At 39.4% G+C, this 10,524-nt stretch carries 10 protein-coding genes; 7 read left to right on the top strand and 3 right to left on the bottom strand.

Going from position 1 to position 10,524, the window contains the following annotated elements; translation table 11 throughout:
* Positions 1 to 29 precede the first annotated feature (29 nt).
* The 3 genes from RUH74_RS15680 to RUH74_RS15690 all read left to right on the top strand — a co-directional run bounded on the left by RUH74_RS15680 (position 30) and on the right by RUH74_RS15690 (position 3,661).
* Positions 30 to 1,655 (top strand): ABC transporter substrate-binding protein, encoded by a 1,626-nt coding sequence (locus RUH74_RS15680; protein WP_313801615.1) that lies wholly within the window; start codon positions 30 to 32, stop codon positions 1,653 to 1,655.
* 88 nt (positions 1,656 to 1,743) lie between these two features.
* Positions 1,744 to 2,748 (top strand): ABC transporter permease, encoded by a 1,005-nt coding sequence (locus RUH74_RS15685; RefSeq protein WP_313801617.1) that lies wholly within the window; start codon positions 1,744 to 1,746, stop codon positions 2,746 to 2,748.
* A 13-nt stretch (positions 2,749 to 2,761) separates the two neighbouring features.
* Positions 2,762 to 3,661, top strand: a complete 900-nt coding sequence (locus RUH74_RS15690) for an ABC transporter permease (protein ID WP_313801619.1) — start codon at positions 2,762 to 2,764, stop codon at positions 3,659 to 3,661.
* A 250-nt stretch (positions 3,662 to 3,911) separates the two neighbouring features.
* Here the strand turns inward: RUH74_RS15690 and RUH74_RS15695 are convergent, their stop codons facing one another.
* Positions 3,912 to 4,982 carry an FUSC family protein gene (locus tag RUH74_RS15695; RefSeq protein WP_313801620.1) on the bottom strand — a complete coding sequence of 357 codons (1,071 nt, stop codon included), beginning with the start codon at positions 4,980 to 4,982 and terminating at the stop codon, positions 3,912 to 3,914.
* Positions 4,983 to 5,230: 248 nt separating this feature from the next.
* On the bottom strand, positions 5,231 to 6,529 hold the full coding sequence (locus RUH74_RS15700; RefSeq protein ID WP_313801621.1) for a glutamate-1-semialdehyde 2,1-aminomutase: 1,299 nt from the start codon (positions 6,527 to 6,529) through the stop codon (positions 5,231 to 5,233).
* Between the two features lie 186 nt (positions 6,530 to 6,715).
* Here RUH74_RS15700 and RUH74_RS15705 point away from each other — a divergent pair, with 186 nt between their 5' ends.
* The 3 genes from RUH74_RS15705 (at position 6,716) to perR (ending at position 8,679) form a co-directional block, all read left to right on the top strand.
* On the top strand, positions 6,716 to 7,123 hold the full coding sequence (locus RUH74_RS15705) for a potassium channel family protein (RefSeq protein WP_313801623.1): 408 nt from the start codon (positions 6,716 to 6,718) through the stop codon (positions 7,121 to 7,123).
* 172 nt (positions 7,124 to 7,295) lie between these two features.
* Entirely contained in the window at positions 7,296 to 7,766 is a 471-nt protein-coding gene (gene bcp / locus RUH74_RS15710) for a thioredoxin-dependent thiol peroxidase (RefSeq protein ID WP_313801625.1), read from the top strand.
* Between the two features lie 475 nt (positions 7,767 to 8,241).
* A complete protein-coding gene (gene perR / locus RUH74_RS15715; protein WP_313801627.1) occupies positions 8,242 to 8,679 on the top strand; it encodes a peroxide-responsive transcriptional repressor PerR in 438 nt (145 codons plus the stop codon).
* 97 nt (positions 8,680 to 8,776) lie between these two features.
* Here the strand turns inward: perR and RUH74_RS15720 are convergent, their stop codons facing one another.
* Complete coding sequence (locus tag RUH74_RS15720) at positions 8,777 to 9,124, bottom strand: YgzB family protein (RefSeq protein WP_313801629.1); 348 nt, start codon at positions 9,122 to 9,124, stop codon at positions 8,777 to 8,779.
* A gap of 299 nt (positions 9,125 to 9,423) precedes the next feature.
* Between RUH74_RS15720 and RUH74_RS15725 the strand changes: the two genes are divergently transcribed.
* Positions 9,424 to 10,299, top strand: coding sequence for a nucleotidyltransferase-like protein (locus RUH74_RS15725; RefSeq protein WP_313801638.1), 876 nt, complete (start codon positions 9,424 to 9,426; stop codon positions 10,297 to 10,299).
* Positions 10,300 to 10,524: the final 225 nt, after the last annotated feature.

Genomic DNA, 10,524 nt, shown 5'->3' on the forward strand with positions numbered 1-10,524 from the left:
AAGTCTTTGAAGAAAAAAGGGGGAAAACAATGAAAAAGCGCGGGATTTTATTTCTAGTGTTTGCTTTGCTTCTATCTCTTGCATTGGTTGGCTGCAGCGGCAACAGCTCCACTGGGGGTACGAAGGAAGAAGAAGATAAGGATACAGGGACAGAAGAAGGGACAAAAGAAACAGAAGAGGCAGCAGGTAACAATACATTAGTTTTTGGCCGCGGCGGAGATTCTACTTCTCTTGATCCAGCTGTGACAACTGAAGGGGAAGCATTTAAAGTTACTGTTAATTTATTTGAAACATTAATTAACTTTGGAGAGCAAGATACTGAAATTGAAGCAGGTCTTGCGACTGAATGGAAGACAAGTGAAGATGGTTTAAAGCATACATTAAAGCTTCGTGAAGGCGTTAAATTCCATGATGGAACAGATTTTAATGCAGAAGCTGTCGTCTATAACTTTGACCGCTGGAAAGCAGGGAATGCAGAGCAATTCTACTACTATAACTCTCAATTTGGCGACAAAATTGAGAGTGTCGTAGCGGTTGATGAGTATACGGTTGAATTTAATTTAAATAAGCCAATTGCCCCATTCTTTAAAAACTTAGCGATGTCGCCGTTCGGTATTGCAAGTCCTGCGGCGATTGAGAAGCATGGTGATAAGTTTATTGAGAATCCAGTAGGAACAGGTCCATTCGTATTTAAAGAGTGGAAGCGAAATGACCGCATTACAATTGAAAAATTTGCTGATTATTGGCAAGAGGGTCTTCCGAAGCTAGATCAAGTGATTTTCCGTTCCATTCCAGAAAACTCTGCTCGTCTAAATGCGTTAGCTTCAGGCGAGGTTGATTTAATTGATGGAGTGAATTTTAGTGATGTAGCGACAATCGAAGGAAATCCGGATTTACAAGTTTTCGAACGTCCGACATTGAATGTTGCGTACTTGGGCTTAACAAATACACGCGGTCCGCTTCAGGATAAGCTTGTCCGCCAAGCACTTAACCATGCAGTTGACAAGAAGGCTTTAATCGACGCGTTCTATGCTGGAGCAGCTGATCCAGCCATTAACCCGATGCCTCCTGTAGTAGCAGGCTATAACGATGCAGTAGAAGACTATCCGTATGATCCGGAAAAAGCAAAGGAATTGTTAAAAGAAGCTGGATATGAGAATGGTTTTGAAATGGAGCTGTGGGCAATGCCTGTTCCACGTCCATATATGCCTGATGGGCAAAAGGTTGCTGAAGCATTACAAGCAAACTTTGAAGCGATTGGTGTGAAGGCAGAAATCGTTTCCTATGAGTGGGGCACGTATTTAGAAAAGGCAAATAATGGAGAAGCAGATTCGTTCTTACTTGGTTGGACGGGTGACAACGGGGATGCAGATAATTTCCTATATGTTCTACTAGATGAGGATGCAATTGGCTCAAATAACTATACGTACTACAAAAACCCTGAGGTTCATGAATTATTATTAAAAGCACAAGCAAGCTCTGATCAAGCAGAACGTGAAGAGCTTTATAAGCAAGCACAAGTCATTATTAAAGATGATGCGCCATGGATTCCGCTAGTTCACTCAAGACCAATCCTAGCGGGCAAGGCTGGTATTTCTAACTTTAAACCACACCCAACAGGCTCTGACTTGCTTTCTAATGTTGAATTAAAATAAGACTTATGAAAAGGGAGCTCAGCAGTGACTCCCTTTTCTATTCCAGCTCCATTGACTTTTTGGACAACCTTCCAGTGAGGTGAAAAAGATGTTTTCTTATACGATCAAACGAGTATTGTCCTTGGTGCCAGTTTTGCTTGGTCTATCCTTGATTGTCTTTTTTATGATTCGGGCCATTCCGGGAGATCCGGCACAAATTATCCTTGGACAATTAGCAACAAAAGAGGCTGTTGAAGAATTAACCAAGCAGCTGGGGCTAGACCAGCCATGGTATATTCAGTATTTTACATATCTCGGCGGATTATTAACCGGGGATTTAGGCGAATCGATAAAGACAAAGACGGCAATCAGCCAGGAAATCTGGCCATATTTAGCAGCAACCATTGAATTATCCTTTTGTGCGATAGTGATCGCGATTGTCATTGGCGTAAATGCTGGCATCATTAGTGCTTGGTATCAAAACTCTTGGTTTGATTATATTGCCATGGTTCTTGCACTTATCGGGGTATCCATGCCAATCTTCTGGCTCGGCTTAATGGAGCAATGGGTGTTTGCGATTAATCTTGACTGGCTTCCAACATCGGGAAGAGAGGAAGTTAGAAATCCGGTCACCTCCATCACGAATATCTATATGATTGACACCTTGCTGCAAGGAAGGATGGATCAATTTTGGGACGTTGTGAAGCATTTGATTCTTCCGGCATTCGCATTAGCGACCATTCCGATGGCCATTATTGCAAGGATTACACGATCGTCCATGCTTGAAGTAATGAGATCTGATTTTATTCGTACGGCAAGAGCAAAAGGGTTACGGATGTTCTGGGTTGTCTATAAGCATTCTTTAAAAAATGCCATTATCCCGGTTCTTACGATTATCGGTCTGCAAACGGGCCTTTTGTTGGGAGGAGCAATTTTAACTGAAACGATCTTTAGCTGGCCGGGTATGGGACGTTATATTTACGATGCGATTAATGCTCGTGACTATCCTGTCATTCAATCAGGGATATTAATTATTGCCTTTATTTTCGTCATGATTAACTTAGTTGTGGACTTGCTCTACGCAGCAATTGATCCACGGATTAAATATAATTAAGGGGGGAACGCACTTGGAACTTTCTACTCAAAAAAATATACAGCCACAGCTCGTACCTGAAGAAGACAAGGTCGTTTCCCCTTGGCTTGAGGCATGGAGAAGCTTTCGAAAAAATAAATTAGCTCTAATAGGCACATTGATTGTTTTATTCTTTATTGTCATCGCAGTATTTGCACCGGTAATTGCTCCCCAAGGAATTAATGAGCAAATGCTTTCAAAGCGATTGCAGGCACCATCTAGTGAGCATTGGTTTGGCACGGATGACTTTGGTAGAGACATTTTTTCGAGGGTTATTTATGGGACGAGAATCTCATTATGGGTCGGCTTTCTTGCTGTAATGGGGTCCATTATTGTTGGCTGCATTCTAGGAATTGTAGCCGGCTACTATGGGAAATGGGTGGATACTATTATCTCACGTTTATTTGATATAATGCTTGCTTTTCCGAGTATTCTATTAGCGATCGCGATTGTCGCTGTATTAGGCCCATCTTTGAAAAATGCCCTTATAGCGATTGCCATTATTAATATTCCGAACTTTGGAAGGTTAATCCGATCCCGTGTGCTAAGTGTAAAACAGGAAGAGTATATTATGGCAGCGAAAGCAGTCGGAATGAAGGATAGCCGCATATTATTCCGTCATGTGCTGCCAAATAGTATGGCTCCGATTATTGTACAAGGAACATTGGCCATTGCGACAGCAATCATTGAAGCAGCTGCACTAGGCTTTCTTGGTCTAGGCGCGACTGCCCCTAATCCAGAGTGGGGGAAAATGCTTTCAGATGCGCGGCCGCTATTAATGCAAGCCCCTTGGACGATGTTCTTCCCTGGAATTGCGATTATGCTGACCGTATTAGGCTTTAACTTAATGGGGGACGGCCTCAGAGATGCCCTTGACCCTCGGATGAAAAATTAATAGTAAGTTAAGAACAAATGCGCAAGCGCCTTGGTCATCGCCGTACAAACTGGAAGGACCGCGACTGAGATAAAGGAAACACGGTGAGCGAGAGCGAACCGATGTTAACTTATCGTAGGGAGGGGGCCTGAAGTTTGATAGGCGATAGGCGCTGGAGTTGGATGCAGACAACCTATCTCAAAGTGATCCATAGCATTCAATTTGATAATTTCCTAATCAATAAGAAAAAGCAGCTGAGGATCAGCTGCTTTTACTCTTCTATCGCCACTTCATTTGTCTTTTTATGATAGGTTTGGAAACTTGTGATCAGTTTATCGAGATGGACGACTTGTTCATCATAGTTAATAATGGCTGATAGGATTTGCACTGTATGTGAAAGCGTTGCTTCATCCTCAATTTTTGCTTGCTTTTGATTGGCAAAAAAGAGATTAAGCAGCTCTTTGCTGTTTAGGATAATGTCGCCTTCTTCAAATGTCACATTTGGGCGGACCTTTCCGATGAATTTAAGCATGACATGTTCATGATAATGAATGAGACAATCTAGCTGCTGCTGGACAGCATGCTGAAACTCTGCGGGCATTTCCTGCAGATCATTTTCAAAACGATGCAATCTTCTTAGCATTTCAAGCGATCTTTTCACAGTAGATATCATCTGTCTGTAAATGACAAGCTTCCGAGATTTCACTAACGTATTCTTTTTGAAGTAGTTGCGTTCTTCCTTGTACATTACATATAAATGATCAAGACTTCTAACCGCTTCTTTCATTTTGCCAATATCATTCTTAAGCAGACGATGCTCTGATGCATGCCTAATCGTGAGGCGAATCCATTTTGTCGTTTCTTCTGTTACACCGGAAATCTTATAATATAGTTTCTTTTCATACTTTGGCGGCAAGAAAACTAAATTTACGATAAAAGCGGATAATACACCAAGCATGATCGTTGAAAAGCGAATAAGGGCAAACTGGATAAACTCATCACCTGGTGTCTCCATAATAACAATCATTGTAACAAGAGAGAGAGAAATGGTATTTTCGATTTTCAGCTTCAAGTTAATTGTAATCACAATAATCGCCGCAAGCCCAATGATGACCATATGATTTCCAAGTAATAAAACGAAAATAACGGCAATGATTGCACCAATAATATTCCCTTGAATTTGCTCAATTATCGATAAAAATGACCGGTAGATGGTCGGCTGCACAGCAAAAATCGCTGCGATTGCTGCAAAGACAGGAGAGGGCAGCTGAAATAATTCTGATAATAATAAGGATAAAATAATTGCGATTCCCGTTTTTAATATGCGGGCGCCAAGCTTCATACGTACTTATTTCCTTTCTTTTTAAATAATACTACCTTATCCGACAGGATCGAATAAAGTTTTTTGGTCGTGCATCTAGTTTTTGTTAAGTCTATAACATTAATGTACTATACATGGATATCCGAAGAAGCACAATGGGCATTTTTTTGAACTTTTCACTGAAGCTGGATTATAAGGTTAAAGACATAGGAAAAAGGAGCGATAAATCGCTCCTTTTCTAAACTGGAATTCCTGGGATATGGATTAAATTATCTTTCGTTTTGCAATGCTTCAAATGCTTGATTAACTGCATGAATGGTTGCTTGGATGTCTTCTTCTGTATGAGCAATGGTTACAAACCATGCTTCATATTTTGAAGGTGCAAGATTGATCCCTTGCTTTAGCATCAATTTAAAGAACTTCGCAAACATTTCGCCGTCAGTATTCTCAGCCTGGTCATAATTAACAACCTTTTCATTTGTGAAATAAACCGTTAATGCGCCTTTTAAGCGGTTGATTGTTATTGGGATATTGAATTCCTTCGCTGCCGCTGTAATTCCTTCTTCAAGCATGGCGCCTAATTGATCAAGGTATTCATAGACACCTTTTTGTTTTAATACCTCAAGACAAGCCATTCCGGAAAGAATGGATGCTGGGTTTCCTGCCATTGTTCCTGCCTGGTAGGCTGGTCCTAATGGAGCAACGGTCTCCATAATTTCCTTCTTGCCGCCATAAGCACCTATTGGCAGACCTCCGCCAATAATTTTCCCCATTGCTGTTAAATCAGGGGTAACACCTAACAGATCCTGTGCTCCTCCATACATGAAGCGGAACGCAGTAATGACCTCATCATATATAACAAGTGCACCTGCTTGATGTGTTAACTCATTGACCTGCTCTAAGAAGCCTGGCTTTGGCTCAACAATCCCGAAGTTTCCAACAATCGGCTCTACAAGAACAGCAGCAATTTGGTCGCCCCATTTTTCTAATGCCTCTTTATATGGTTCGATATCATTAAATGGAACGGTAATAACTTCCTGCGCTATGCTTTTCGGCACGCCTGCAGAATCAGGTGTACCGAGAGTAGAAGGGCCTGATCCGGCTGCAACAAGGACAAGATCGGAATGGCCATGGTAACAGCCAGCAAACTTAATGATTTTATCCCTGCCTGTATAGGCACGTGCAACACGAATCGTTGTCATGACTGCTTCTGTTCCTGAATTAACGAATCGAACCTTTTCAAGATTCGGCATGGCTTCTTTAAGCATCTCTGCAAACCTTACTTCATGCGGGGTAGGTGTTCCATAAAGCACACCTGTTTCTGCCGCTTTTTTAATTGCTTCTGTAATATGTGGATGGGCATGCCCTGTAATGATTGGTCCGTATGCAGCTAAATAATCAATATATTGATTGCCGTCTACATCCCAGAAATAAGCGCCTTTGGCTCTCTCCATCACAACTGGTGCGCCTCCGCCAACCGCTTTATAAGAGCGGGAAGGACTGTTTACTCCTCCTACGATATGTTCAAGTGCTTTTTTATGTATGCGTTCTGAATTCGTGAATTGCATATATATCCTCCTTACAAAAATGAAAAGTCACAATAAGTCTCTCGCATTCATTATCTTACCATTTTTTAAGTTAAGAATGCTGTAACTTATAATTGCGACAATTTTTTTACCAGCCTCTAAGCTTGTCATACAAAATAATGAAAGCGCGTATAAATGAATAGAATATAAGGGAAAAGAGGGAGCCGCATGCTGTTTTATTTGTCCCTAGCAGTCATTGTTTTTTGTATGGTTATGAGTTTACGTACTTTATTCTTACCGCATAAAATCAAAGGAAAGAAAGTATCCTTTGAAAATTTTCTATATTTAGCCTCTATTTATGTAACTGTCATGATTGGCTTCGGCCTCATTTATATTCTTCTTGAATTAAATGGATTTAATGTATTTTTGGAAGAGACGGATGAGTGGTATGGGAATTTTATCAATCGGCTGGAAACAGGCTTTTATTTTAGTGCAGTCACATTATTTTCTGTTGGGTATGGGGACATATCCCCGGTTGGAATTGGAAGAATGATCGCTGTTCTTGAGGCATTAATCGGTTATACAATTCCAGCAGCTTTCGTCTTTAGAGCTGTGTTTGATTTGGAGACAAAGTAATTAGTTGTTTTTATTTGAAAAATTGGATAGGCTTATAAAAAAGTAGATTAGTGCATAATTTCCCTTATGATCCACTCGCTTGTTGTGTTATTCATCCGAATAAAGCCCACTTGCGCATAGATCATAGGCGCTAATTCTGAAACATGCCAATAGATTCAGGAGGAGACAAATAATGACAGCTGTAGTAGGAGAGCTTGCTCCAGATTTTTCATTAGAAGGAAGCAATGGAGAAATCGTTAAAGTATCCAATTATCGCGGCAAAAATGTCGTGCTTTATTTTTATCCTAAGGATATGACACCGGGATGTACAACTGAAGCTTGTGATTTTAGAGATCAATATGATAGCTTTTCCGATCTAAATGCCGTTATTTTAGGTGTAAGTCCTGACCCGCTTAAGCGGCATGAGAAATTTATTGAGAAATATGATCTGCCATTTGTTCTGCTGGCGGATGAAGAGCATCAGGCTGCCGAGGCTTATGATGTTTGGAAATTGAAGAAAAACTTCGGAAAAGAATATATGGGAATTGAACGTGCGACTTTCATTATTGATAAAGAGGGCAAATTGGTAAAGGAATGGAGAAAAGTAAAGGTGAAGGGGCATGTTGAAGAAGCTCTTCAATTTATAAAAGACAATCTTTCCTAATACATGGGGATATAGTTTCAGCCTATTTTTTTGTATCAAGGCTTTTGTCCATTCATTTGAATGATTTTTGAATATCATTTTATTAGGGCATACCTCCTCAGATACTTTTTAAAGCGAATCTTATCCAGATTTGCTTTTTTTTTTGCTAAAAAGAAAGTGGTTTTTAATCATTAACCTTATACATATATTAATAAGAAGAATGAGACAGTAAAGGGGATGGAGCAAAGGCGAAGATGGCATATACTTGATTGTTGGCGCAGATTAAAGGGGTTTCTGAGCGTGATTGGTTCAACTAACCATCAGTGAAGGGGAACGTCGACTAAGAACGCCAAAACCTGTGGCGAAATCAGCACTCCTTCATTATGGGTAGTTTCACTTTGTGCGTTTGTTATGTTGACAAAAGTATAAATAAATTAGTACACTATTTATAAAGATTATAAAATAAGAATTCTTTTTAGAAAAGAGGTGCATGGCGGTGGCACATATTGAATTAAAGGAAGCGTTAGAGACCTTAAAGGATACTGGAGTGCGCATAACACCACAGCGTCATGCGATACTTGAGTATTTAATTAACTCAATGTCACACCCAACTGCCGACGATATTTATAAAGCGCTTGAAGGAAAATTTCCAAATATGAGTGTTGCAACTGTTTACAATAATTTGCGGGTATTCCGTGAGGTTGGACTTGTAAAGGAGTTAACCTATGGTGATGCATCAAGCCGTTTTGATTTTGTCACAACCCATCACTATCATGTGATCTGTGAGCAGTGTGGAAAAATTGTTGACTTTCATTATCCGGGACTTGATGAAGTAGAGCATTTAGCATCACATGTGACTGGATTTAAAATCAGTCATCATCGGATGGAAATATACGGTACTTGTCCGGATTGTGCTAGCAAAGAAGCCCATTAATAAATATTGCCGCAATGAAGCTGCTAGCCTGATGGGCTGTCGGCTTCTTTACTTGAATGGACTAAAACAGTAAAAGCTTGGCTTATACGCCAAGCTTTTACTGTCTTTTTTTGTTATATTTTTCGTCAAACTCTTTGCCCTCAAGATTTGGATCAAGTGTTAATGGCTCATTACAATACATGCACATGTCTACACGCCCAAGAATTTTGGTATGTTTTCCGCAATTTGGACAAACGACCTGGACTGTTTTTGTTGAGAGCATCCCAATCCAAAAATATACGACGACACTTGCAATCATGAATACGAACCCTAAAAACATAAATATTGTCATGAGAAGAGGGGAATTTTTAAAGAAAATGCCTATGTACATGACGATAAACCCAACAAATATTAATGCAAGGGCAAATGTACGAATCTTATTAATTTTACTAGAATATTTAGCCATGCTCGACCCTCCTAAAGAATAACTATATCATATTGCTTAATAGAAGATAAATAAAAATAGTCATAAGTATTTGCTTTATATATAGTATGTAAACGCCGGCTGGCACATTTCCCTGAGCTGATTATTCCTTCGTACATAAAGGCTTGTTTCATTAATCCGGCCGATAATTTATTTTATAAATATTAACTAATAATAAAGCAGAAGATTTTAAGTGATTTGAGGGAGGAAAACATTAAAAAATTGTCGAAGTTATATTCAATTAATAAATTTGTTCAATTAATAATTTTGGAGGAATGATGATGGAAGACATTCTCCGTCCTATTTATCAGGAACGTGCGAGTCACCCAAATACGCTTGGCGTACTAATGATAAATAAACGACAAAAGGATATTCCCGTTACAGACACATATGATGCGGTTTTGCTTGTTTTAGTAGCAGAAGCAGATTCTGCCGTATCGGTTAAGCACTATACGTATAACGATAAAAAAGCAGCTTTGTATATTGTAACTGAACAGCAGTTAAATGAATGGCTTTTACTCGGATCAAATAAGAAAATTTTTGATTGGCTCTATAATGGGAAGATCCTATTTGACCGCAATGAATATATCCAAAACATAAAAACCGAATTAATGGAGTTCCCATTCTATGGGAGAAAGCTGAAAATGGGTCTGGAATTTGCTAAGCTTATTCGCCGCTATATGGACGGCAAAGCTTTTTTTGAAAATGACCAATATCTTGATGCATACAATCATATCGTCCATTCTCTTCATCACCTGGCAAGACTAGCAGTGATTGAGCAAGGATTTCATCCAGAAGTGACTGTTTGGCAGCAGGTGAAGCAAATTGATCCGGAAATTACTAAACTATATGAAGAACTCGTTACAAGCCATGAGCCATTGGATAAAAGGCTGGAGCTGCTATTCTTAGCGAGTGAGTTTTTAATCCATTCGAAAATGAAAAGCGGGATTCAGCATTTAGTTGAAGTCCTTGCTGAAAAAGAATATTGGTCAATTAATGAAATGATTAATCATGAGGACGTCCATCTATATAGTGTAGATCTTACTATGCTTCTTGAGTATTTAATTGATAAAGGCGTCATTGAAGTGGTTATGAAGGAAACAAAAGGGCAAGGCGTATTTCATCGGTACTATAAGCTGGGGAAAAAATTATCTTAAAAAAGTAATAAAAGCTATTGACCGATGTAAAAATACTTGGTATATTAATATCCGTCGCTGCGATGTGGAAGAAAAACATTTTCACAGCTGACGGATTGTTTTAAAAAAGTGTTGACGGAAAAGTTAACACATGTTATATTAAGAAAGTCGCCTCTGAGCGACATTAACAAATTGCTCTTTGAAAACTGAACGAACAAAAAACGTCAACGTTAATTCAAGTTTTAA

The sequence above is a fragment of the Cytobacillus sp. genome, assembly GCF_032154635.1.
In the GTDB taxonomy this organism is placed as follows: Bacteria; Bacillota; Bacilli; order Bacillales; family Cytobacillaceae; genus Cytobacillus.

Bases quoted from the DNA above. Each gene is read 5' to 3' on its own strand.
- bcp (WP_313801625.1), top strand. From the start codon at position 7,296: ATGACAGCTGTAGTAGGAGAGCTTGCTCCAGATTTTTCATTAGAAGGA.
- RUH74_RS15680 (WP_313801615.1), top strand. From the start codon at position 30: ATGAAAAAGCGCGGGATTTTATTTCTAGTGTTTGCTTTGCTTCTATCT.
- RUH74_RS15720 (WP_313801629.1), bottom strand. From the start codon at position 9,124: ATGGCTAAATATTCTAGTAAAATTAATAAGATTCGTACATTTGCCCTT.
- RUH74_RS15695 (WP_313801620.1), bottom strand. From the start codon at position 4,982: ATGAAGCTTGGCGCCCGCATATTAAAAACGGGAATCGCAATTATTTTA.
- RUH74_RS15705 (WP_313801623.1), top strand. From the start codon at position 6,716: ATGCTGTTTTATTTGTCCCTAGCAGTCATTGTTTTTTGTATGGTTATG.
- RUH74_RS15700 (WP_313801621.1), bottom strand. From the start codon at position 6,529: ATGCAATTCACGAATTCAGAACGCATACATAAAAAAGCACTTGAACAT.
- RUH74_RS15725 (WP_313801638.1), top strand. From the start codon at position 9,424: ATGGAAGACATTCTCCGTCCTATTTATCAGGAACGTGCGAGTCACCCA.
- RUH74_RS15685 (WP_313801617.1), top strand. From the start codon at position 1,744: ATGTTTTCTTATACGATCAAACGAGTATTGTCCTTGGTGCCAGTTTTG.